This is a genomic window from Nonomuraea sp. NBC_00507, assembly GCF_036013525.1.
Taxonomy (GTDB): domain Bacteria; phylum Actinomycetota; class Actinomycetes; order Streptosporangiales; family Streptosporangiaceae; genus Nonomuraea.
Genome location: NZ_CP107853.1, coordinates 1,815,955 through 1,837,243 on the forward strand (window position 1 = coordinate 1,815,955; position 21,289 = coordinate 1,837,243).

The 21,289-nt window shown below is 70.2% G+C and carries 21 protein-coding genes; 11 read left to right on the top strand and 10 right to left on the bottom strand.

Features of this window, described 5'->3' with window-relative positions; genetic code table 11:
• Positions 1-4: 4 nt before the first annotated feature.
• Positions 5-307 carry a hypothetical protein gene (locus tag OHA25_RS09385; protein ID WP_327587185.1) on the bottom strand — a complete coding sequence of 101 codons (303 nt, stop codon included), beginning with the start codon at positions 305-307 and terminating at the stop codon, positions 5-7.
• Between the two features lie 256 nt (positions 308-563).
• Between OHA25_RS09385 and OHA25_RS09390 the strand changes: the two genes are divergently transcribed.
• Complete coding sequence (locus OHA25_RS09390; RefSeq protein ID WP_327587186.1) at positions 564-1,967, top strand: DUF7059 domain-containing protein; 1,404 nt, start codon at positions 564-566, stop codon at positions 1,965-1,967.
• A gap of 278 nt (positions 1,968-2,245) precedes the next feature.
• Here OHA25_RS09390 and OHA25_RS09400 read toward each other — a convergent pair whose 3' ends face one another.
• From OHA25_RS09400 to OHA25_RS09410, 3 genes are all read right to left on the bottom strand, one after another.
• Positions 2,246-5,251, bottom strand: coding sequence for an AfsR/SARP family transcriptional regulator (locus OHA25_RS09400; RefSeq protein WP_442942088.1), 3,006 nt, complete (start codon positions 5,249-5,251; stop codon positions 2,246-2,248).
• 275 nt (positions 5,252-5,526) lie between these two features.
• Positions 5,527-6,171 carry a GNAT family N-acetyltransferase gene (locus tag OHA25_RS09405; RefSeq protein WP_305917495.1) on the bottom strand — a complete coding sequence of 215 codons (645 nt, stop codon included), beginning with the start codon at positions 6,169-6,171 and terminating at the stop codon, positions 5,527-5,529.
• 170 nt (positions 6,172-6,341) lie between these two features.
• Positions 6,342-7,577, bottom strand: coding sequence for a pyridoxal phosphate-dependent aminotransferase (locus OHA25_RS09410; protein WP_327587187.1), 1,236 nt, complete (start codon positions 7,575-7,577; stop codon positions 6,342-6,344).
• Positions 7,578-7,656: 79 nt separating this feature from the next.
• On the opposite strand from OHA25_RS09410, the gene OHA25_RS09415 reads away from it, so the two are divergent.
• The 3 genes from OHA25_RS09415 to OHA25_RS09425 are packed head-to-tail and all read left to right on the top strand — an operon-like array spanning position 7,657 to position 10,376.
• On the top strand, positions 7,657-8,610 hold the full coding sequence (locus OHA25_RS09415) for a LysR family transcriptional regulator (protein WP_305917493.1): 954 nt from the start codon (positions 7,657-7,659) through the stop codon (positions 8,608-8,610).
• Between the two features lie 25 nt (positions 8,611-8,635).
• A complete protein-coding gene (locus tag OHA25_RS09420; RefSeq protein WP_327590951.1) occupies positions 8,636-9,328 on the top strand; it encodes a ribonuclease HII in 693 nt (230 codons plus the stop codon).
• 22 nt (positions 9,329-9,350) lie between these two features.
• A complete protein-coding gene (locus tag OHA25_RS09425; protein ID WP_327587188.1) occupies positions 9,351-10,376 on the top strand; it encodes an LLM class flavin-dependent oxidoreductase in 1,026 nt (341 codons plus the stop codon).
• Here OHA25_RS09425 and OHA25_RS09430 read toward each other — a convergent pair.
• Positions 10,345-10,731: an SCO5389 family protein gene (locus OHA25_RS09430; RefSeq protein ID WP_327587189.1), complete on the bottom strand. Its 387-nt coding sequence runs from the start codon at positions 10,729-10,731 to the stop codon at positions 10,345-10,347. The two genes, OHA25_RS09425 and OHA25_RS09430, sit on opposite strands and share 32 nt — an antisense overlap.
• A gap of 84 nt (positions 10,732-10,815) precedes the next feature.
• Complete coding sequence (locus OHA25_RS09435; protein WP_327587190.1) at positions 10,816-11,745, bottom strand: ATP-binding protein; 930 nt, start codon at positions 11,743-11,745, stop codon at positions 10,816-10,818.
• A 68-nt stretch (positions 11,746-11,813) separates the two neighbouring features.
• Between OHA25_RS09435 and OHA25_RS09440 the strand changes: the two genes are divergently transcribed.
• On the top strand, positions 11,814-12,293 hold the full coding sequence (locus OHA25_RS09440) for a tetratricopeptide repeat protein (protein ID WP_327587191.1): 480 nt from the start codon (positions 11,814-11,816) through the stop codon (positions 12,291-12,293).
• Here the strand turns inward: OHA25_RS09440 and OHA25_RS09445 are convergent.
• Positions 12,290-13,660, bottom strand: coding sequence for an LCP family protein (locus tag OHA25_RS09445; RefSeq protein ID WP_327587192.1), 1,371 nt, complete (start codon positions 13,658-13,660; stop codon positions 12,290-12,292). The genes OHA25_RS09440 and OHA25_RS09445 overlap by 4 nt on opposite strands.
• Before the next feature lie 172 nt (positions 13,661-13,832).
• On the opposite strand from OHA25_RS09445, the gene OHA25_RS09450 reads away from it, so the two are divergent.
• The 4 genes from OHA25_RS09450 to OHA25_RS09465 all read left to right on the top strand — a co-directional run bounded on the left by OHA25_RS09450 (position 13,833) and on the right by OHA25_RS09465 (position 16,685).
• A complete protein-coding gene (locus OHA25_RS09450; RefSeq protein WP_327587193.1) occupies positions 13,833-14,522 on the top strand; it encodes a class I SAM-dependent methyltransferase in 690 nt (229 codons plus the stop codon).
• Positions 14,523-14,602: 80 nt separating this feature from the next.
• Positions 14,603-15,046 (top strand): hypothetical protein, encoded by a 444-nt coding sequence (locus OHA25_RS09455; RefSeq protein ID WP_327587194.1) that lies wholly within the window; start codon positions 14,603-14,605, stop codon positions 15,044-15,046.
• Between the two features lie 70 nt (positions 15,047-15,116).
• The gene (locus tag OHA25_RS09460) at positions 15,117-15,605 is read left to right on the top strand and encodes a flavoprotein (protein ID WP_327587195.1); all 489 of its coding nucleotides are present in this window, start codon (positions 15,117-15,119) and stop codon (positions 15,603-15,605) included.
• A 135-nt stretch (positions 15,606-15,740) separates the two neighbouring features.
• Positions 15,741-16,685 carry a serine hydrolase domain-containing protein gene (locus tag OHA25_RS09465; protein ID WP_327587196.1) on the top strand — a complete coding sequence of 315 codons (945 nt, stop codon included), beginning with the start codon at positions 15,741-15,743 and terminating at the stop codon, positions 16,683-16,685.
• Here OHA25_RS09465 and OHA25_RS09470 read toward each other — a convergent pair.
• The gene (locus OHA25_RS09470; RefSeq protein ID WP_327587197.1) at positions 16,675-17,628 is read right to left on the bottom strand and encodes a quinone oxidoreductase family protein; all 954 of its coding nucleotides are present in this window, start codon (positions 17,626-17,628) and stop codon (positions 16,675-16,677) included. The two genes, OHA25_RS09465 and OHA25_RS09470, sit on opposite strands and share 11 nt — an antisense overlap.
• An 81-nt stretch (positions 17,629-17,709) precedes the next feature.
• Between OHA25_RS09470 and OHA25_RS09475 the strand changes: the two genes are divergently transcribed.
• Positions 17,710-18,300: a TetR/AcrR family transcriptional regulator gene (locus OHA25_RS09475; protein ID WP_327587198.1), complete on the top strand. Its 591-nt coding sequence runs from the start codon at positions 17,710-17,712 to the stop codon at positions 18,298-18,300.
• Here the strand turns inward: OHA25_RS09475 and OHA25_RS09480 are convergent.
• Positions 18,289-19,146 (bottom strand): LysR substrate-binding domain-containing protein, encoded by an 858-nt coding sequence (locus tag OHA25_RS09480; RefSeq protein ID WP_327587199.1) that lies wholly within the window; start codon positions 19,144-19,146, stop codon positions 18,289-18,291. The genes OHA25_RS09475 and OHA25_RS09480 overlap by 12 nt on opposite strands.
• 71 nt (positions 19,147-19,217) lie before the next feature.
• On the opposite strand from OHA25_RS09480, the gene OHA25_RS09485 reads away from it, so the two are divergent.
• On the top strand, positions 19,218-20,096 hold the full coding sequence (locus OHA25_RS09485; protein ID WP_327587200.1) for a dihydrodipicolinate synthase family protein: 879 nt from the start codon (positions 19,218-19,220) through the stop codon (positions 20,094-20,096).
• Here OHA25_RS09485 and OHA25_RS09490 read toward each other — a convergent pair.
• Positions 20,058-21,203 carry an FAD-dependent oxidoreductase gene (locus OHA25_RS09490; protein ID WP_327587201.1) on the bottom strand — a complete coding sequence of 382 codons (1,146 nt, stop codon included), beginning with the start codon at positions 21,201-21,203 and terminating at the stop codon, positions 20,058-20,060. The two genes, OHA25_RS09485 and OHA25_RS09490, sit on opposite strands and share 39 nt — an antisense overlap.
• Between the last annotated feature and the right edge of the window lie 86 nt (positions 21,204-21,289).

Consider the following 21,289-nt stretch of genomic DNA (forward strand, 5'->3'; position numbering starts at 1 on the left):
CCGGTCAAGCCGGTTGCCGGATGCGTGTGGGCACGCGCCAGCTCGCCCGGTCGAGTGAGATGTCCAGGCGCAGATCGCCGCGCTGCCTGCGCAGGCCCGGCACGCGGACCCGGTCGTGCACGTTGAACCTGCCGCGGTGCGGATAGCCGAACCCCAGCTCCCCCGGCAACACGCGCAGGTCGTCGCGGTTCCCGCAGCGGGGGCATGTCCACGAGACCAGGTCCAAGCCGCGGTTGTAGTCGGAGCAGGCGCTGAAATATTCGTCCGGCCCGAAGCGGGACTCGCAAGCCAAGCAAGGGATCAGCATGGGGTCCACTCCTCGGGATGACGTGCTGGCATCCATAGAGATACCGCGCCCCACTTGTTTCCCGCTTGCAGATTGCTTGGCTATTTAAGTAACAGTATGGGCACTCAGCGGAGCGGCGAGCCTGGGGCGGAGAGCGGCAGCTTGCGTGACCAGCGGAGCTCCGTGCGAGCGCGACCATGGGCACGTGCAGCCAGTCTGGGGACCATCGCATCGGTATCAGATCATGTGTGGGCGTCTGCGGTGAAAGGATGGACCTGTGGAACGACTGCGCCATCATTTCCTGGAGACCGGTTACACCATCGACGGCGTACGCGATCGACTAGGGAGCATGGCCGCGTCGGCCCTGGCCCGCGAGGAGGTGGTCCCGGCCCTGCGCGCGACCGCGGACGGCGACCCGCTGGCGACGTTGATCAGGTTGTGGTGGCTGGGCGTTCCTGTCCCCGCCGCTGACGTGCCGCCGGAGATCCTCGAGTCCGGGCTGGTCACGGCCGACGGCGACCAGGTCCGCGCCAACGTCCACCTCCAGCCCTGGGAGACCGGCGGTTACCTGGTCTCCGACCGTAAGGTGCGGCCGGGAGACCCCACCCTCCGCCCCGACCACGTCGTGGGGGCAGGCGGCGCCTCGGCGAACCTGGCGCAGCTGGTCACCCGCCGCCCGGTCCAGCGCGCGCTCGATCTGGGCACCGGCTGCGGCGTGCAGGTGCTGCACCTGGCCGCGAGGGCGGAGGAGATCGTGGCCACCGATCTCAATCCGCGGGCCCTGGAGCTGGCCAGGCTGAGCTGGGAGCTGTCCGGCGTCGAGGGTGTCCGGGCGCGGGTGGGCTCGATGTACGAGCCGGTCGGGGACGAGGGGTTCGACCTGATCGTGAGCAACCCGCCGTTCGTCATCGCTCCGGCTCGGGAGCGGATGCTGACCTATCGCGAGTCGGGCGCCGAGGGCGACGGCTTCTGCCGCGACCTCGTACGCCGGACGCCCCGCCACCTCAATCCCGGCGGCCAGGCCCATTTCCTGGCCAACTGGCTGCACGTCGAGGGCGAGGACTGGCACGACCGGGTGGGCGGCTGGTTGCGTGAGACGGGCTGCGACGCCTGGGTCGTCCAACGGGACGTGCAGGACCCGGCCGAATACGTCGAGCTGTGGCTCAGGGACGCGGCCGAGCAGGGCACGGCCCGCTACGCGGAGCTCTACGACCGCTGGCTGGCCTGGTTCGACGAGCACAAGGTCGAGGGCATCGGCTTCGGCTGGATCACCATGCGCAATTCCGGCACGCTCGACCCGGTCGTCCGCGTCGAGCATCTCGCCCACCAGGTCGTGCTCCCGGTCGGCGACTACGTGGACTCCGTGCTCGACTCGATCGCCACCGCGCACCGGGCCCAGGGGCTCGACGCCGCGCGGTTGCGTACCGTCGACGGCCTGCTCGACGAGCGGATCGGGCTGCCGGGCGCGGAGGACCCGATCCGCATCGTGCTGCGTCAGACGCAGGGGTTGCGGCGCAGCCGGGAGGTCGGCACGGTGGAGGCCGCGCTGGCCGGCGTGTGCGACGGCGAGCTGGCGCTCGGCCCGCTGCTCAACGTCATCGCCGAGCTGGTGGGCGACGGCGAGATCGCCGACTCCGACGCGGTCCGGCCCCTCATCGCCGAGGGTTACTTCGTGCTTTAATCCGCCGTTGATTGGACGTTGACCCCTCGGGTGGAGTCTCTAGTCAGGACACGGACCTGGGGGGTTCGAGGGCCGTGTCAGGTCCGGCCGGTCGTCTGTGTGAGGCGGCTAGCCACCACGCGGAGCATCCGGATAACCGGGCCCCCTAGCGACGCGTGGTGGTGAAGATGACCGGCCGGGCTGAATCGTTTGATGCCGATCACGAGCACCCTCGTGACTCCCTAAGGACAGCCTTGATCAACCATGTGTGGATGACACGTCTGGACGACGAGCTGTACTCAGGACTCGACGACCTTCCCGGCGGGGTCGGGGAGGCTGTCGAGCAGGATCTTGAGATCGCCGGCCTCCGGAGCGCCGAGCCTGGAGAAGATCTCGAAGGCCTGCCGTAGACAGTCCGAGCTCCTCGTCACGCTGCCGAGGCCGCGTAGCGCCCTGCCCAGCACGGTCAGCGAGAGCGCCTCGCCGTAGGGGTGGCCGATCTCGCGGGAGACCACCAGAGCCTGCTCGGCGTGGCGTACGGCGTCGGAGTGACGCTCGGCCGCGATGAACGTCTCGGCCAGCCGGGAGCACACGCGCTGCTCCCAGACGCGCTGCTTGCTGGCTCGGAAGAAGGCCAGGCACTCGGCGTGGTGGTGCACGGCCTCGGTGAGCCGGCCGACCCGGGACAGGACGATGCCGAGGTGGTAACGCGCCCTGGCGGTGCCGGCGCCGCTGCCGATCTCGGTGAAGATGGCCAGGCCCTTCTCCGCGGCCGCGATGGCGTCCTCGGGCCGCCCCAGGCCCAGGTGGTCGCGGGCCGAATAGCTGAGGACCAGGGCCTCGCCGGCCGGCACGCCGTTCTCGCGGTAGAAGTCCATCGCCGCGTCGAACAGCGCCAGCGCCTCGGTGTGGCGGCGCTGCCTGCCGACGACGACGGCCAGGGCGTTGAGCACCTCGCCCATGACGATCTTCTCGCCGCGTTCGGCCGACAACTCGTGCACGCGCCTGAACTGCTCTTCGGCCTCGCGCAGCCGGTTGCCGGCGAACAGAACCCTGCCCAGCACGTAGCGGGCGCGCAGCTCGCTCGCCTGATCGTCGATGTTCTGCGCGCCGGCCAGCACGGCGCGGGTGCCCTGGTCGAACTCGCGCGTGTGGGTGCCGGACTCGAGCAGCGGCTCCATCGCGACCAGCAGGTCGGCGGCGGGCAGCAGCTGCTCTCCGGTACGCGCGGCCGCGGCGGCCTGGTTGATGGCCGCGAACAACGAGTCGCCCTCAGAGATCAGCCACGCCACCGCCTCGTCCGCGGAGCCGAACGCCCGCCCGCTGCCGACCACCACCAGATTGGCCGGGATCATGCTGCCCTCGTAGGCCAGCCGGTGCGCGGACTGGGCCGAGGCCAGGTAGAAGCCGAGCAGCCGGCGCAGCGCCAGGGCACGGGCCTGCGGCCGCTCGCTCTTGGCCAGCTCGCGGCGGGCGAACAGCTTGAGCAGGTCGTGGAAGCGGTAGCGGCCGGGCGCGGGCGCCTCCAGCAGGCTCGCGTCCACGAGCGACTCCAGCACCTCCTCGGCCTCGAACGCGCTCATCCCCAACACGGCCGCCGCGGCACCGGCGGAGATGCCGGGTCCGCTGGGCAGCGACAGCAGCCGGAACGCCCGCGCCTGGGCGGGGTCCAGCTGGCCGTAGCCGAGCGCGAAGGTGGCCTCCACGGCCAGGTTGCCCACCCGCATCTCATCCAGGCGGCGCTGCTCGTCGGCCAGCCTGGGCACCAGCGAGGCCACCGTCCACGACGGGCGCGCGGCCAGCCTGGCGGCCACGATCCGCACCGCCAGCGGCAAGAAGCCGCACGCGGCCACCACGTCCATGGCCGCGCCGTGCTCGGCCGCCACCCGCTCGGGCCCGGCCACCGCCGCGAACAGCGACAACGCCTCGTCCGGCTCCAACACGTCCAGGTCGATGAGCCTGGCCGACGGCAGGTCGGCCAGCTTGCCCCGGCTGGTCACGATGGCCGCGCATCCGGGCGAGCCCGGCAGCAGCGGGGCGACCTGCCGGGCGTCGCGGGCGTTGTCCAGCAGCACGAGGATGCGGCGGTCGGCCAGGATCGACCGGAACAGCGCCGACCGCTCCGCGAGCCCGTCGGGGATCACGTCCGGCGGGATGCCGAGCGCGCGCAGGAACCCGCCGAGCGCCGACTCGGGCGCGGTCGCCTCGTCGGTGTAGCCCTGCAGGTCGGCATAGAGCTGGCCGTCGGGGAACAGGTCGTCCGCCGCGTGCGCCACGTGCACGGCCAGCGTGGTCTTGCCGACGCCGCCGATGCCGGAGATCGCCGCGACCGGCACGCCCTCGGCCGAGGACGGCTGGACCGACAGCAGCGAGCGCAGGCGTCCGGCCAGCTCCTTGCGGCCGGTGAAGTCGTTGACGGCGGCGGGCAACTGGGCGGGCCGGGGCAGCTCGTGCGGGTGCGGCGGCTCCTCCTCGCCGGCGGGCTCATCGGCGTGCGCCTCGGCGGCGAGGGGCGCGGCGGCGAGCGCCGGGTCGGCGGCCAGGATGCGCTGGTGCAGCGCGGCCAGCTCGGGCCCCGGCTCGATGCCGAGCTCGTCGATCAGCGCCTCGCGGGTCTCGGTGAAGACGTTGAGCGCGTCGCCCTGCCGCCCGCACCGGTAGAGGGCCAGCATGAGCTGGGCACGCAGCCGCTCGCGCAGCGGGTGGTCCGCGGTCAGCGCGATCAGCTCGGAGACGATCTTCGCGTGGTTGCCCAGCTCCAGGTCCACGTCCATGAGCGTCTCGACCACGCTGATGCGCCGCTCGATCAGCCGGTCGCGCTGGTGCTCGGCGTACGGTCCCACGGCGCCGGCCAGCGGCTCGCCCTCGAACAACGCGAGCGCGGCCCGCAGCCCCTCGGCGGCCTCGCGGGGCCGGCCGCCCTTACGCGCGGTCTCGGCGGCGGCGATGCCGCGCTCGAACCTGGTCAGGTCCAGCCCGTCCTCGGGCAGGCGCAGCGCGTAGCCCCGGCCTATGGAGGTCAGCAGCTCCGGACGGGAGCGGGCCGGTCGTTCCGGCTCGAGCACCGTACGCAGCCTGGAGACGTAGGTGCGCAGTGCTCCCAGGGCGCGGGGCGGGGCCTCCTCGCCCCAAACCGCGTCGATCATCTCGTTGGGTGTGACCGCGCGGCCTTCCCGTAGGAGCAGCATGCCGAGAATGGAACGCTGCAGCGGGGTGCCCAGGTCGAGTTCCTGGCCATCACGCCACGCGCGGACAGGACCGAGCACGGCGAACCGCAGCCCGCCCTCAATGCTCTGACCAGCCATGCCGTCTGTCTCCAAGCCAATGGAACGATTTGTTACCAAATGATAGGTCTATCCTTGCCTGTCACCTAGATCCAGGTTGATCGTTAACTGAGCTGTTGATCCGCCTTTAATTAGGTGTTGAGCACGCCACCGGATGCTGATGGGTGTCGGCTAGGGCATGACGCATAGCTCGGGCACCCGAGCACCGCGGGGGCGTGTCATGCAGAGCGAAGACAGGCAGGAAAAAATACCGGCCCCGCCCAGGAAACTGGGGCGGGGCCGTGGTGGACGGGTTCTCAGGCTGCCTCGACCAGTCCCAGCCGCATGGCCAGGCGCTCCCGCACGAGCGGCCATTCGGAGTTCAGGATCGAGTAGAACGCGGTATCTCGGACCGTGTTGTCGGCGCCTCGGCTATCCGCTCGCCGCACCCCGTCGAAGTGTGCGCCGAGGGCCTCGATGGCGGCCCGGGATCTGGTGTTGCGTACGTCTGCTTTCAGGGTGATGCGGTGGACGTTCCATGTCTCGAAGGCGAGCGAGAGCATGAGGAACTTGCTCTCCCGGTTGACCCCCGTGCCCTGGGCGCAGGCGCCCAGCCAGGTGTAACCGATGTCGGCCACGGACGGGACATCGCCCACCGCACCGCGTGCACCTGGAGGCCAGGGCATGGGGCCCTGCCAATACTCCAGGTGCATGAGACGGGTGGCACCGACCACGCGGTCGGTGTTCAGCCACCGGATGGCGAAGGGCAACGTGCGGCCCTCCGCCTGCTCAGCCATAGCGGCCTCCACGTAGGAGACCATCTCGTCCCGGCCATGCGGGACACGAGTGAAGGCGTATGTGGAACGGTCTTCACCCGCCGCCGCGACAAGGTCATCGACCGCCGCGAGGCTGAGAGGTTCCAGGCGCACGGAGCGCCCGGACAGGGTGACAAGAGCGGGCATGTGCACATGATGGAGGGTGCGCACCGTGCACGTAACCATGCAGTTAGGAAGATCTTTTGCAGGTTTCTGCAGACAGGGTGTTTCCGCAGGTCAGAGCCCCCTTTTGAGGGATAGTAAACCTGTTCTTGGGGAAAGATTCGCCTAACTGTGACATGGCGCCCGGGCGACGGTCAGTGCCGTACCAGTGCGAGCTCCTTCAGACCCGTCGACAGATGGTTGAGGCTGTTCGCGATCCACGGCAGCTGGAGCGGGTCTTGGCTGGTCAGAGCGGCCATGCGTTGCTCGGTCGTCTCGCCGTAGAGGAGGCTGACCGCCACCCGCATCCTGGCCGCGGCCGGGTCGTCGCCGAACGCGTGGCCGGGCAGGACGCCGATGCCGTGCTCCTCCAGCAGGATCTTGGTGATCTCGGCGGAGCCGCCGAGTCGCAGGTGGCTCAGATCGGGATAGAGGTAGAAACCGCCCTGCGGCACCGGCACGGCGGCGCCGATCTCGGTGAACCTCTCATAAACCGCCCGCGCCACCGTGCTGTGCAGCCGGCGGCTGAGCGCGATGCGCCGGGTCAGCTCCGCGGGCTCGTCGAAGGCGTAGGCCGCGGCCTCTTGGACGGGTGCGGCGGGCGCCGACCAGATCTCGCTGGCCACCGCCAGCAGTTGCCTGTGCAGCGCGTGTGCGCCCGCGGGCAGCCTGGCCACGCCGATCCGCCAGCCGCCCAGCGCCAGGCTCTTGCTCAGCCCGGTGGTGATGATCGTGCGCTCGGGCGCGAGATCGGCAGGCGAGGTGTACGGCAGGACCGGGTCGTGCATCAGGTCCCGGTAGATCTCGTCCGAGATGATCATCAAGTCGAGCTCGCGGGCGAGGTCCACCAGGCGGCGGATGCTCTCCGGCGTGGCCAGCCGTCCCGTCGGGTTGTCGGGCAGCGTGACCAGCACGGATCTCACGGTCCTGCCCTGGGCCCTGGCCAGATGCACTTCGGCGGCGACGAGATCGGGGTCCGGAACTCCGCCCTCTCCTGGTGGTGCGGGCACCAGGATGGGGCGCGAGCCCACGAGGTCGGCCTGTGCGGCGTAGCTGACCCAGCTGGGCATGGGCAGGACGATGTCTCCGCCGATCGCCAGGAGCAGGCCGTACAGCAGCGACTTGCTGCCCGGTCCGCAGACGACCAGCCCGGGGTCGGTGATGAGCCCCCGTCGTTCCCAGTAGCCCGCTGCCGCGGCCCGCAACTCGGGCGCCCCCGCGACCGGCCCGTAGCCGTTGCGTTCTGATGCGGCGGCCAGCTTGTCGCGCAGCGCCGGGTGGACGGGCAGCCCCGCCTCACCGAAGGCCAAGTGCAGCACACGTTCCCCGGCGCGTCGTCTTCGCTCGATGTCCTCATTTGCCGCCAAAGTGGCGGAGAGGGTCACGCTCATAGTTGTCACGTTCCCAGGGTGGTTGGATGAAGGCATCACCACAAGCGAGGCTTTTAGTGGGTAGGCATAAGGAAGTCCGATGCTCGAATTGCGACGTTTGGTGCTGATCTGCGAATTCGCCCGTCGGGGCAGCATCGCCGCGACCGCCGCGTCGCTCGGCTACAGCCCATCGGCGGTTTCGCAACAACTCGTGGCGCTCGAACGGGAGACCGGCACGGCCCTGATCGACCGCACCGCGCGCAGCGCCGAGCTCACCGACGCGGGCCGCCGGCTGGTCGCGCACGCCGAGCGGATCCTGTCCATGGTCGAGGAGGCCGAGTCCGACCTGTCGGCGCACGCGGGCACCCCAGCGGGGCGGGTCGTGCTCACCGCGTTCCCTACGGCGGCGGTGGCCTTCGCGCCCGCGCTGGCGCGCACGCTGCGCCGGCACACCGATCTGACGCTGCGGCTGAGGCAGAGCAGGTCAGGGCGCGGCATGCGGGAGGTGCAGTCGGGGGAGGTGGACATCGCGCTGGTCGACGACTGGTACGGGCGCGTCCGCGACAGCGAGAGCCTGCGCGTCTTCCCGCTGCTGCGCGATCCCCTGGTGCTGGTGGTGCCGCGTAAACATCGCCTGGCCGATCCCGACGTGCCGCTCGATCTGCGCGAGCTGCGGGACGAGCCGTGGATGGCCACGCCTGACGGTGAGCCGTCGCGGCTGGCGGTGGACCGGCTGCTGGTGGACGTGGGCGGCACCCGGCCGACGCCGTGGGAGTTCGAGGGGCTGGGGACGATACTCTCGCTCGTCGCCAAGGGCATCGGCATCGCCGCCGTGCCCGCGCTCGCGCTGTCGGCAGGGATACGCGGGCTCGCCGTGCGCCATTTCCCCGGCAATCCGGTCGGGCGCGACGTGCACGCCGTGGCCCGGGGCTCCAGCGTGCATCGGCCCTCGGTGTCGGTCACGCTGCGGGCGATCCACGTGGCCGCCCGGTACATCGCCGCCGACCTGGAGCCGTTGCGGCTGGCGGATCGGCACAGGACCGACGACGACTAGGTTTCGGCACCCGGGGAGAACGCCACTGGCGGTAGCGTCTGCTGTCATGGCGCCGACGTACGAGATCGAGCAGTTGCTGCTCTCCCAGCCGAGCGTCCGCACGGTCGCGGGCGTCGACGAGGTGGGCCGGGGCGCCTGGGCCGGTCCTGTCACGGTGTGCGCGGTCGTCACCGACCTGTCCGAGCCGCCGCCGGGACTGACGGACTCCAAGCAGCTCACCGCCGCCAAACGCGGGCCGCTGGCGACCGAGCTGGCCGCGTGGGCAGCCGGCATCGGGTACGGCGAGGCCACGCACACGGAGATCGACACGCTCGGCATGACGGAGGCCCTGCGCCGGGCGGCCAGGCGCGCCCTGGAGGCGCTTCCCACCCGTCCGGACGCGGTGATCCTGGACGGCAAGCACGACTACATCGGCAGCCCCTGGCCGGTGCGCCTGGAGGTCAAGGGGGACGCGGCCAGCGTCTCGGTCGCCGCCGCGTCCGTGCTGGCCAAGGTCCGGCGGGACGCCTACATGGGCACGATCGGGCACGAGGAATATGCCTTCGCCGACAACGCCGGCTACCCCTCACCGGTCCACCAGGAGGCCCTGGCCCGGCTGGGGCCCACACCGCATCACCGGCTCTCGTGGTCCTACCTGGACGATCTTCCGCAGTGGCGGCACCTGAAGCTCCACCGGGACCCGCTCGCCTGCGAGGGCCAGGTCACGCTGTTCAGCTGACGGGCCTGGCATCATCGGGTGGGTGCGCATCGGGGTCTTTCTCATCGCGGCGCAGTTCCCCGGCCAGGAGGCCGGGCGGGTGCTGGCCGACACCGTGGAGCTGATCGCGGCGGCGGAGGAGGCGGGATTCGACGACGCGTGGATCGCCGAGCACCACTTCATGTCCTACGGCGTCTGCCCGTCCGCGATCACGCTGGCGGCCGTCGCCGCCGGCCGGACGACGCGGATCGGCCTCGGCACCGCCGTCAGCGTGTTGTCCACGCACCATCCTGTGGCGCTGGCCGAGCAGGCGGCCATGCTGCACCACCTGTCGGGAGGGCGGTTCACCCTCGGCGTCGGCAGGGGAGGGCCGTGGGTGGATCTGGAGGTGTTCGGGACCGGTCTCGAGCGGTTCGAGCGGGGGTTCGGGGAGTCTCTCGACCTCTTGCTCGACGCGCTTTCCCGGGATCGGGTCGCCGCCGACGGCGAGTTCTTCCGCTTCCGTGAGGTGCGGATGGTGCCGGAGGCCCGTATGCGGCCGGTGGTCGCGTGCACCTCGGAGCCGACCGTGGCCATGGCGGCCGAGCGCGGGCTGCCGATGTTGCTGGGCATGCACATCGGCGACGCGGAGAAGGCGTCCATGGTGGCGCGCCACGGAAGCGCCGGCGGGCACATCGCGGCGGCCGTCGGCTACGTGGCCGACTCCACGGCGCAGGCGGTGCGCGAGCTCAAGGAGTCGATGCCGAAGTGGCTGGGGCCGGGGCTGGCGGGATACACGCCGGTGGACGGCCGGCCGTCGCCCTCGCGCGACGTCGGCGCATACGTGGACCTGCTGACCCGCATCCACCCGGTCGGATCGGCCGAGCACTGTGCCGAGGCCATCCTGCGTACCGCGGCGAACACCGGGATCGAGCACGTCATCCTGATGGTCGAGGGCCTCGGAGAGCACCGGCGCACGGTGGAGAACGTGCGCCGGCTCGGGCACGAAGTGCTGCCGATGGTCCGGCGAGCCGGCCAGGCCGGCTCGCCGGAAGAGCTCAGCAGTCCACGAGCTCCGGTTTCTGGTTGAGGATCTGGGCTCGCGGGGTGACGAAGTCGGCCAGGGCCTTGGCCGCCGCCGGGTCGAAGACCGCGACCCGATGGCAGTTCTGGAAGGCCAGCCGTACGCGGAAGTGACGCTCCAGCGCGCCGCGCATCGAGTCGCTCGCCAGGCAGCGCAGGAGCTCGCCGCGGGCCTCCTCGGACGGCGGCGGCACCTGGTTGTCGGCGAACTCGGCCCCGGTGTGCTCACGCTGCTTGACCAGCTCGCTGATCAGCGACCACGCGTAGGGCAGAGAGTCGCGTACGCAGGCGAGGAACGCCGTGTCGTCCACGTCACCGGCTCTGGCCTGGTCGAGCAGATCGTTCGGAACGGTCAGCGACATGCTGTCTCCTCTCGAAAGGGTCAAAACTGACGTTAGGTGAGCGCAGGAAGGCACTCCAGAAGCCCGGTGGGCACAGTCGTGTGATCAGGGGCCGTAGACGAAGTCCGGGTCCACCTGCTCGGCGAGGTCGGTCCCGGTCCGCTCGTTGGCCCATGCGCGGGCGTTGCGCAGGTGGAACTCGACGGTCTGCCGGCCGAAGCGCTCCCAGTCCTTCTCCTGCTCGTCGAGGGTCTTGCGGAGCAGAGACAGCGCGTCGGCGTTGACCGGCTCCAGGTCGTCGAGCGTGAAGTGGCGGCCCTGCTCCATGGCGCGCACGGCGGCCGAGTGCTCCATCCAGGTGAGCAGGTCGTCGCCCACGTGCTCGCGCAGGAAGTCGACGTCGGACCGGTCGTGGACCTTGTTGCCGATGACGGCGAGCGCGACGTCGTACTTGGCGGCGTAGTCGCGATATTGCCGGTAGACGCTCACGCCCTGCCGCGTGGGCTCGGCGACGAGGAATGTCAGGTCGAAGCGGGTGAACAGGCCTGAGGCGAAGGAGTCGGCCCCCGCCGTCATGTCCACCACGACGTATTCGCCCGGGCCGTCGATCAGGTGGTTGAGCAGCAGCTCCACCGCGCCGACCTTGGAGTGGTAGCAGGCCACGCCGAGGTCTTCCTCGGTGAACGGGCCGGTGGCCAGCAGGCGCAGACCCTCGGGCGTGGTCAGGCCGTAGGGGTCTGCGGCCAGGTCCTTGAAGCTCAGCAACGTGGACCCACGCCCCGGCGGGGTGGTCTTGACCATGGCCGCGGCAGAGGAAATGCGGGGGTTGGCGCCGCGGAGGCGGTCCTTGATCTCGGTGAGATGGGCGCCGAGCGGCTCGGGCTGCCGGTCGAGGCCGAGGACCAGGGCCAGGTGCTGGTTGATGTCGGCGTCCATGGCGACCACCGGCGCGCCCTGGCTCGCCACGTGCCGTGCGAACAGGGCCGACATCGTGGTCTTGCCGCTGCCGCCCTTGCCGACGAAGGCCACTCTCACGGGAACTCCATAGTGAGGATGAAAATCGTTTCCGAATCGGTCAGGCACCATCATGCCACACTCGGATCATGCATAACGAGGAATTGGCGCAGGCGGCGCGGCTACGAGAAGAGGGCAAAAAGGAAGAAGCCCGGCAATTGTTGCTTGAATTGGCGCGGCGGCATCCCAACGACGTCGACGTGGCCTATCAGACCGCGTGGGTGCACGACTCGCTCGGGCTGGAGGCCGAGGCGGTGCCGCACTACGAGCGGGCGCTGGCGGGAGAAGGGCTGAGCGAGGAGGACCGGCTCGGAGCCCACACGGGGTACGGGAGCACGTTGCGGGTGCTCGGGCGGTTCGAGGAGGCGCTGGAGGCGTTCGAGCGCGGGCTGGCGGAGTTTCCCGGGGATCCGGCGTTGCGCACGTTCATGGCGATGGCGCTGCACAACGCCGGACGGTCGGGCGAGGCGGTCTCGACGCTGCTCAAGGTCGTCGCCGAGTCGGACAAGACCGGCGGTTACCAGCGAGCCATCGCGTACTACGCGGACAACCTGGACGAGACGGTCTAGCCGCAGGTGGCGTCCAAATTGACCGGGTCGTCCGTGTGTGGCTCGGGGGTCCGGGCCGAGGCGGCCGCCTTGGCTGAGCGGCGGTCGTCCAGCGCCTCGGAGACCTTGCGCCGGATGAAGGACCAGTCGGGGTAGGCGGTGTTGATCAGTGGCGGCACGAAGTTGAGGCTGCGCATCCTGGTGCCCTTCACCTTCTGAGCCAGGTCCACGATGGCCGGAAGCAGGTCCTGGGGAATGTCGGTGGAGATGGCGCGCTTGGTGGCGGCGGCCAGGCTCTCGAAGCTGTTGAGCACGGTCATCGGGTCGGCCTGCTTGGCCACGGCGTTGAGCAGGCACTTCTGGCGGCCCATGCGGACGTAGTCGTCGCTGTCGGTCCGTGAGCGGCCGAACCACAACGCCTGCTCGCCGGAGAGCTTGCGGGTGCCGGCGGGGATGAGGCCCTCGCGGTGGCGGCCGTACACGATGGGGTCCTTGATCGTGACCTGCACGCCGCCCATGGCGTCGACGATCTCCGCGAAGCCCTTCATGTCGATCATGGCGTAGTAGTTCACGGGGATGCCGAGGATGTCGCCGATCGTCTGCTTGAGCAGGGTCGGTCCCGGCTTACCGCGTCCAGCGCGGGACACCATGTCCGGATTTTCCTCGGCGTACTGGAAGACCTCGTTGAGCAGGCCGGGAGTGTCGGTGCCGCTGCCGGTGAAGCCCCAGGGAAAGCGGTCCCTGGCCGGGCCGCGGGGGAACCGTACCTGCTGGAGGTTGCGTGGCAGGCCGAACAGGGTGGTCGCGCCGGTCTCGACGTTGACACTGGCCACGGTCATGCTGTCGGTACGCACGCCGGGCCTGCTCGGCGCCGAGTCCGCGCCGAGAAGCAGGAAGTTGACGCGCTGCGCGCCGTTCCACGGGTCGTCGGCCATGACGGGGGAGGCGCCCGTAGCGGTGAAGAGGCTGGTCACGACGTCGCGCGAGAGGTAGGCCACCCGGGCGGCGTAGACGGTGGGCGCCAGCACGAGCGCGCAGAGCGCGATGGTCAGCGCGGTGGTCAGGAAACGGCCGATCTTGTCCGGGCGCGGCGGGCGCACCAGCACGAAGGACCAGACGATCACACCGGTCCAGGCCAGGGCGATCGCCACCAGTCCTACGGTGAGCCAGGCGAGCCAGCGGGGCTGGACCGCGAGCGACAGGAGGTTCGTGCTGAACGCGGTGAACACGGTGAGGATCCCGGCCAGCATCACGACATGAGCCGCCATGAGCGCCAGGCCGGCCTTGCGGCGCTCGACGGCCAGATGCGCCACCCCCCACAGCACCGCCGACGCCAGTGTCAGCGCGATGCTCGCCCCCAGGCCGATACCGCGCTCTTTCTCCGTCATGCCTGGTCAAACCCCCATTACGTGGCTATCCACGCAACCTTAGGAATGGGATGTGCGTGATTGACGGTGCGAAGGGGAAGGTGTCGGTCAAGTCACCGTCAAGACCTCCTTGAGATATAACGTGAATGTGCGTAAACGACACGGTAGCTATGGGTTGGACGCTCCGTGGGCCATGGTGGGTTTGCTTTTCGGCGCGATCGTGCTGGTCGCCCTGGCCGTGATCTCGTTCGCCGTGGACATCCTGGCGGCGGGCGTCGTGTTCCTGTTCGGCGGGCTCTACACCGTGGCCAGTGCGGTCAGTTACCTCTACACGACGCGGCGCGGCAAGTTCGCCGTCTGGGCCGAGGAGCTCCAGCGGCTGGGCGGCGATGAGCGGCTGCTCGATCTCGGCTGCGGGCGGGGCGCGGTGCTGCTCCTGGCGGCCGAGCGACTGGACACGGGCCGGGCGACGGGTGTCGATCTGTGGCCGGGCTCCGGTGGACGGGGCCAGTCCGCCAACGGGCAGTCGGCGACCAGGTCGAACGCCGTGGCCGAAGGCGTCGAGGACCGCGTCGAACTGGTCACGGGCGACCTGCGTGACCTGCCGTTCGGCGACGACGCCTTCGACGTGGTCGTGTCCAGCCTGGCCATCCACAAGATCCACGACGCGGAGGGGCGCGAGCGGATCATCCGCGAGGCGCACCGCGTGTTGCGGCCCGGCGGGCTGATGCTGATCGCCGACTCCCGGCACGCGCCCGCGTACGAGAGCGCGTTACGCGGGCTCGGCGTCGTGGACGTCCGTCACCGCGACGCCGGCTGGCGCTTCTGGCACGGCGGCCCGTGGTTCCGCACGGACATTCTCGAAGCTCGCAAACCTTCCTGAGAGAAACGTTTGCCGCCGGTCCGCTGGGTCTCGGCACTCTACGTGGCGAGGGCCTGCTCAGGTACCTGGCGGCGACGCTGATGACGGCGTTCTCGTTCAGCGCGTGGTGGTTCTTCCTGTTCAGGTTCATGACGGGCGCGGCGGGTGGCGCGCTGCTGACCGTGCCGCTGCTGAACGACCTGCCCGTGAACATCGGCTGGCGGGTCGCGTTCGGGCTCGGTGTGGTGCTGGGGCTGGGGCTGGCGATCCTGCCCGAGCCCGATCAGTCGCGCAGATCCTGTCCACGTTCTACAAGATCGACACGAACACCGGCTACTACTTCGCGGTCATCGCGATGGCCGGACCCCGAGCGTTGCTCGGCAATTAGACGCTGCCCGCTGCTGCTCGGCACCGCCTGGCTGTTCAACGAGGGCGCGTTCACCGCGGTCACGTTGACCGCATGCTGGTCGGCGGTGCTGTTCGTGGCCTCGGCGGGGGCGAGTTCGGCGACACCGCGCTCGCATTCACCATCGGCGCGCTGGTGATGATCGCCGGGGTGACGCGGGCCGCATGACCTCGGCCCCGGCGAGGGCCCCTCTCAGTACGCTGGCCACCGTGACCGAATCGCGGGAAAAGGAGCTGTACGTCATCGTGTGCGCGGCAGAGCCGGCCGCGGAGGTCGGCCGCCTCGTCGCCATGGCGCAGGACGAGGGATGGATCGTCCAGATCGTCGCCACTCCGTCGGCCCTGGACTTCATCGACGTGCCGGCACTGGAACTGCAGACCGGCCGCCCGGTCCGCAGCCGCTACCGCAAGCCGTCCGAGCCCAAGCCGCCCCGGGCCGACGCCATCATCGTGGCCCCGGCCACGTACAACACGATCAACAAGTTCGCCCAGGGCATCGCGGACACCTACGCGCTGGGTGTCCTGGCCGAGGCGCCCGGCCTCGGCATCCCGGTTGTCGTGGTGCCCGTCGTCAACAGCGCCCTGGCCGCCCGGATCCCGTACCGGCGCAGTGTTGAGGAGCTGCGGGCGGACGGCGTGCGTGTGCTGTCCGGGTTGGACTGGAAACGAGCGCTGACCGAGCTCAGCTCGTCGGACTAGCCCATACGGCGAGGAGGTCTTCGGGGTCCAGACCTGGTAGCGAGGGAGGCCGGACTCCTACTTTGGCGGCTTGAGCCTGACACTGTGTGAGGCGGTATGCCAGATGTACGTACTTCGAGGAGGAACATCGTGGAGATGGCGGAGCGAGTTGATGAGGTACTGCAGGCGGGTGCGGCGCCTGGCTTCCACGGGCTCGTGGTGATGCGGGGTGGGGAGGTCGTTCTCGAGCGTTACGGGGCGGGGGTCGATTACCGGCTGGGTGATTCACTGGGGCATGTCGTGTTCGATCGAGACACGTTGCACGACATGCGGTCGGTCTCCAAGAGCATCGTGGCGCTGCTGTACGGCATCGCGCTGGGCGATGGGCTGGTACCGGAGCCGGGGGCGGGGCTGGTGGCGCAGTTTCCGGAATATCGGGATTTGGTGGAGGATCCGGAGAAGGCTCGTCTCACCGTCGAGCATGCGATCACCATGACGCTCGGACTCGAATGGAACGAGGACGCCCCCTACACGAGCACCGCCAACAGCGAGATCGCGATGGAGTTCGCGCCCGACCGCTACCGCTATGTGCTGGAGCGGCCGGTCGTCGAGGAGGCGGGAAAGTTCTGGCACTATTGCGGGGGCGCGACCGCGCTGCTCGGTGGGATCATCGCGCGCGGGACGGGGCAGCCCTTGGAGGACTACGCCGCCACGGCGCTCTTCCGGCCGCTAGGGATCACCGACTTCGACTGGTCCAAGGGGATGCACGGGGTGGTGTCGGCTGCGGCCGGGATACGGCTGCGGCCGGTCGACCTGGCCGCCATCGGGCAGCTCGTGCTCGACGGCGGCCGCGGGATCGTGCCGGGCGAATGGCTCCAGGAGATGCTCCGGCCGCGGGTGAACATCGCCGAGGGGTTCGAGTACGGCTATCAGTGGTATCTGGTCACCGGCGACCGTCCCCACGTCAAGGGCATCGGGAACGGCGGGCAGGAGCTGCTCGTCCTCCCCGGGGAAGACCTGGTCGTGGCCGTGACGGCGGGCGAGTACGACGGTGACTCGGCCAGTTCCAGGGCCGTGCTCAAGGCCGTGCTCACGGAATGAGCAGGATCCGGCCTGTGGCCGCGCGGCTCTCCAGGAGGCGGTGGGCCTGCGTGGCCTCCTCCAGCGGCAGCGTGCGGTCGATGAAGGCCTGGCTGCGTCCCGACGCCAGCCGGGCCAGCATCTCCGGATAGTGGGTGCCGAACGCCGCAGCGGCCCAGGCCGGACCGCTGCAGCCGGTGAGCGTCACGCCGCGTTCCATGAGGTCGGCGGCCGTGATGGCGGGAGGTTCGCCGCTCAGCAGCCCGTAGTAGAGCATGCGGCCCGAACCCGGGGTGAGGCGGTCGAGCACTTGTCTGGCCGTCGTCCCGGCGATGGACTCGAAGACCACGTCCACGTCCGGCAGCTCCGCGGGCCAGCCGGCTGTGCTGTGGTCGATGGCGATGTCGGCGCCCAGCGTGACGGCTCGTTCCCGCTTGGCGGACGAGCCGGCCGTGGCGATCACCCGCCCGGCACCGAACTCCTTCGCATGCTGCACCAGATAGCCGCCCACCGCGCTGGTGCCCGCCTCCACCAACACGGTCTCCGTGCCGTCGAGGCGCGCCCGGTGGAGGAGGGCGAGGGCGATCGAGCCGGGCGCCGCCACGGCCACCGCTTCGACGGGTGACACACCGTCCGGTACCGGGCACGCCATGGCGGCAGGCAGGACCACGTACTCCGCGTAGGCCCCGACGCCGCCGGTCACGCCCACCAGCGTGGTCCCGAGCAACTTCCCGTCGACGCCCGGGCCTACCTCGACCACCTCGCCGACCGCCTCCGCGCCGATCACTTCGGGCAGCGCGAGCGGGAACGGCAGCGTGCCGGCCCTGATCTGGGTCTCGGCGTAGCTCACGCCGACGGCATGGGCGCGGACGAGCACCTGGCCTTCCCCTGGTCGGGGACGCGGCAGGTCGGTCATCTGGAGATGCTCCGGACCGCCTGTCTCGGACAGGACGACAGCACGCATGGCTTCTCTCCTAAACTGAACCAGTGGTCCAGTTAATATATGGACCGCTGGTCAAGTTTGTCCATACGAAAGAATGACCGGATGGAACGTCGGGAGCGGGCCGATGCCGCGCGCAACAGGCAGGCGATCCTGCGGGCGGCCGAGGAACTGCTGCGGCGGCACCCGCCCGAGCAGGTCTCCGTCGAGCGTGTGGCGGCCGCCGCCGGTGTCGGCAAGGGGACGGTTTTCCACCGGTTCGGGAGCCGTACGGGACTCATGCGGGAGCTCATGGGTGAGCGGGCCCGCGAGCTGGAGCAGGCCGTCACTGACGGGCCGCCGCCGCTCGGCCCGGGGGCGCCGCCGGCGGTGCGGCTGGTGGCGTTTTTCGAGGCGGTGGCCGTGCTGGCGGCCCGCAACGGGAACCTCATGGCGGCGCACGAGCACGCCCAGGTCACCGGTAAGACGGCCAGGGAGGACAACCCGATCTACGTGTTCTGGCACCGGCACGTGTCGGAGTTGATCGCGGCGGGGCGGCCCGACGTGGACGCCGAGCAGATCGCGCACATGTTGCTCGGTGTGCTGCACATGGAGCCGATCGCGAGCCGGCTGCGGGCGGGAGAGCACGAGAGGCTCGCCGCCAGCTACGCCGACCTCGTCAAAGGGCTGATGGGCGGCGGCTCGTCAGAGGGCTGACTGGCGGAGAGCGGCCACCGCCGCTCTGATCGCGGGGTGCTCGCCGTACCCCCTCCGGAAGGCCGCCAGCGTGCGGCGGCTCAGCGGCAGGCGGGTGAGCGTGACCCCGGGCGGGGGCGAGGTCGCGGCCAGGCGCGGTACGAGCGCCACCCCCTGTCCCGCCGCCGCGAAGGCGAGGATGGTGTCGAAGTCGTCGACGTGGTGCCGGACGCGCGGCTCGAAGCCGGCCGCCTGGCATGCCCTGATCGCCATGGTGTGGCAGAGGGTGCCGGGCTTGTTCATGATCCACGAGTCGTCGCGGGCGTCGGCGATCGAGGCTCGGTCGGTCAGGTACATCGGCTCGCTGAACAGCGGCTCGGTCTCGATGGCGGCGTCGGTGACCGGCGGGACGAAGTCATAGTCGTGCACGAGCGCCACGTCCAGCTCCCCCGCCCGCAGCGCGGCAGAGACGTCGGCGGGGTCGATCTCGGAGACCATCGGCTCCAGCCCCGGGTGCGCCGCCGTGAGGGCGGCGAGGGCGCCGGGCAGGAGCACGCGGGCCGCCGTCGGGAACGCGCCGATCCGCAGCGGACCCGACGGCCCGCCACGCACGGCGGCGAGTGCGGCCGAGGCGCGCTCGAGCTGTTCGAGCACTGCCTGCGCGTGCTCGACGAGCAGGTGTCCCGCGGGGGTCAGCGTCACGGTGCGTCCTGTGCGTTCGAGCAGCGGCACGCCGGCCTCCCGCTCCAGCGCGCTGAGCTGCTGGGAGACGGCCGACGGCGTAAAGGTGACCGCCTCCGCGACCGCGGCGATCGTGCCGCGCCTGGCCAGTTCGCGAAGCAGGAGGAGCTTACGTGGGTCGAGCATAAGCTCAGCTTACGCTTGAACTTAGGAATCCGAACTGGACCTAACGGGTTGCGCTGGGTCAAGCTCAAAGCATGTTGAGAGGAATCCATGTGCCGCTGGTCACCCCGTTCAACGCGGCGGGTGAGGTGGCTGTAGACGCGATCGAGAAGCTCGCTCACCAGGTGCTCGACGACGGCGCGGCCGGGCTGGTCGCGCTGGGCACCACCGGTGAGGTGGCCGCGCTCGACCCCGAGGAGCGGGCCCGGGTGATCGAGGTGTGCGTCCGGGTCTGCGGGCAGCGGCAGGCGCTGCTGACGGTCGGGGTGACGGGAAACGACGTGCGATCGACGGCGCGGGCGTTGCGGAGCCTGCCGGAGGGGGTCGGGGCCGCCCTGGTGACCGTCCCGTACTTCCTGCGTCCCGGCGAACGCGGCGTGGTCGCGTACTTCGAGGCGCTGGCCGAGGAGACGCCCGTGCCGCTGGTGATCTACCACATCCCCTACCGGACCGGGCAGGCCGTGAGCGCCGCGACGCTGCGCCGGCTGGGGACGCATCCGATGGTCGCCGGCGTGAAGTACGCGGCGGGCGGGATCGATCAGGATGCGGTCGACCTGCTGGGGGACCTCCCCGACGGGTTCGAGGTGGTCGGCGGCGACGACGCGTTCATCTCGCCGCTGCTCGCCCTGGGCGCTTCGGGTGGGATCCTGGCCTCGGCGCAGCTGCGTACCAGGGACTTCGTCGAGCTGGCCGGCGCCTGGCAGGCGGGGTACGCGGGCCGGGCGCGGGCGCTCGGGCACCGGCTGGCCCGGCTGTCGGCGGCGCTCTTCGCCGAGCCCAACCCGACCGTGATCAAGGGCGTGCTGCACGCCCAGGGCCTGATCCCGACCCCGGACGTGCGGTTGCCGCTCCTGCCCGCCGGCGAGGCGGCGGTGTCACAGGCTCGCCTGGTAGCGGTACATCCATGCGAGTGATTCCTGGCTCGCGCTCTTCTTGAGGAAGATCGGCAGCATCAGGTCGCGGAAGACCCGGGCGACCGGGCCCGCGGCCTTGCTGTTGCTGATCGTCCTGGAGTACGCCACGACCTGTTCCACCCGAGGCCGCCGCTCGGCCTCGTAGCGCTCGAACGCCTCGCGGTGATCCCGGCTGTCGCGCAGGCACCTGGCCAGGACGATCGCGTCCTCGATGGCCAGCGAGGCGCCCTGGCCCGCGCTGGGCGAGGTGGCGTGGGCGGCGTCCCCGAGGAGCAGGACACGGCTGCGGTGCCAGACGGGCACCGGCGGCAAGTCGTGGATCGGCAGGCCCAACTCGACCTCGCTGCGCCCGATGAGCTCGGCGGAGGCGTTCGCGTCGTCCTCGAACGCCTTAACCAGCTCCGCCCGCCAGCTCTCGGGGACATCGCCAAGGCGCCTGGGCAGGTTCGCGAACCACCAGGTCTCACCGGACTCGGCCACCGAATAGCCGAAGAACGCCCGCTTGCCGAACACCATGTTGTACACGCCCGGCTCGCCGTCGAGGCCACCGTCCTTCACGATCCCGCCGAGGCTGTACAGGCCGCTGTAGCGGGGTGCCGGGGCCTGCGGGTCGAGCATCGCGCGGGTGCGCGAATGCACGCCGTCGCAGGCGATCAGCAGGTCGCCGGTGACCTCCGAACCGTCCTCGAACCTGGCCGTGACCTCGTCGCCACGGTCTTCGTAGGAGCTCAGGCGCTTGCCGTAGGTGATGCGGATGCCGCGCTGCTCGGCCTCGTCGCGGATGGCGCGGTAGAGGTCGGAACGCTGGACGGTGTGGCTCACGGTGCCGTCGTCGAGCCGCAGGCCGTTGGCCACCTCGCCGAGCCGCTTGCCCGAGCCGCTCCACATGACCATGCGCGGGGTGGGGATGGCCGTTTTCAACACCTGGCGGTGCGCGCCCAGCACCCGCAGGGCGGCCAGGCCGTTCGAGGCGATGTTGAGGAAGGAGCCCACGTTCTCCGCGCCCTGCCCGTACGCCTCGAAGATCTCGGCGTCGATGCCCACCTCGCGCAGCGCCATGGCGGTGACCGGGCCTGCGATGCCACAACCTATGACCAAAGCCTTCATTATGGTAACCTTTCGTTCGGTCGAACGAAATATATGACGAAGGCGGGGCCTGTGTCGAGAGGTATTTCGGAGCATCGAAAGAAATT

Coding starts and splice junctions, on each gene's coding strand:
- OHA25_RS09385 (WP_327587185.1), bottom strand. CDS start 307: ATGCTGATCCCTTGCTTGGCTTGCGAGTCCCGCTTCGGGCCGGACGAA.
- OHA25_RS09400 (WP_442942088.1), bottom strand. CDS start 5,251: ATGGCTGGTCAGAGCATTGAGGGCGGGCTGCGGTTCGCCGTGCTCGGT.
- OHA25_RS09405 (WP_305917495.1), bottom strand. CDS start 6,171: ATGCCCGCTCTTGTCACCCTGTCCGGGCGCTCCGTGCGCCTGGAACCT.
- OHA25_RS09410 (WP_327587187.1), bottom strand. CDS start 7,577: ATGAGCGTGACCCTCTCCGCCACTTTGGCGGCAAATGAGGACATCGAG.
- OHA25_RS09415 (WP_305917493.1), top strand. CDS start 7,657: ATGCTCGAATTGCGACGTTTGGTGCTGATCTGCGAATTCGCCCGTCGG.
- OHA25_RS09430 (WP_327587189.1), bottom strand. CDS start 10,731: ATGTCGCTGACCGTTCCGAACGATCTGCTCGACCAGGCCAGAGCCGGT.
- OHA25_RS09440 (WP_327587191.1), top strand. CDS start 11,814: ATGCATAACGAGGAATTGGCGCAGGCGGCGCGGCTACGAGAAGAGGGC.
- OHA25_RS09445 (WP_327587192.1), bottom strand. CDS start 13,660: ATGACGGAGAAAGAGCGCGGTATCGGCCTGGGGGCGAGCATCGCGCTG.
- OHA25_RS09450 (WP_327587193.1), top strand. CDS start 13,833: ATGGTGGGTTTGCTTTTCGGCGCGATCGTGCTGGTCGCCCTGGCCGTG.
- OHA25_RS09455 (WP_327587194.1), top strand. CDS start 14,603: ATGACGGCGTTCTCGTTCAGCGCGTGGTGGTTCTTCCTGTTCAGGTTC.
- OHA25_RS09465 (WP_327587196.1), top strand. CDS start 15,741: ATGGCGGAGCGAGTTGATGAGGTACTGCAGGCGGGTGCGGCGCCTGGC.
- OHA25_RS09470 (WP_327587197.1), bottom strand. CDS start 17,628: ATGCGTGCTGTCGTCCTGTCCGAGACAGGCGGTCCGGAGCATCTCCAG.
- OHA25_RS09475 (WP_327587198.1), top strand. CDS start 17,710: ATGGAACGTCGGGAGCGGGCCGATGCCGCGCGCAACAGGCAGGCGATC.
- OHA25_RS09480 (WP_327587199.1), bottom strand. CDS start 19,146: ATGCTCGACCCACGTAAGCTCCTCCTGCTTCGCGAACTGGCCAGGCGC.
- OHA25_RS09485 (WP_327587200.1), top strand. CDS start 19,218: ATGTTGAGAGGAATCCATGTGCCGCTGGTCACCCCGTTCAACGCGGCG.
- OHA25_RS09490 (WP_327587201.1), bottom strand. CDS start 21,203: ATGAAGGCTTTGGTCATAGGTTGTGGCATCGCAGGCCCGGTCACCGCC.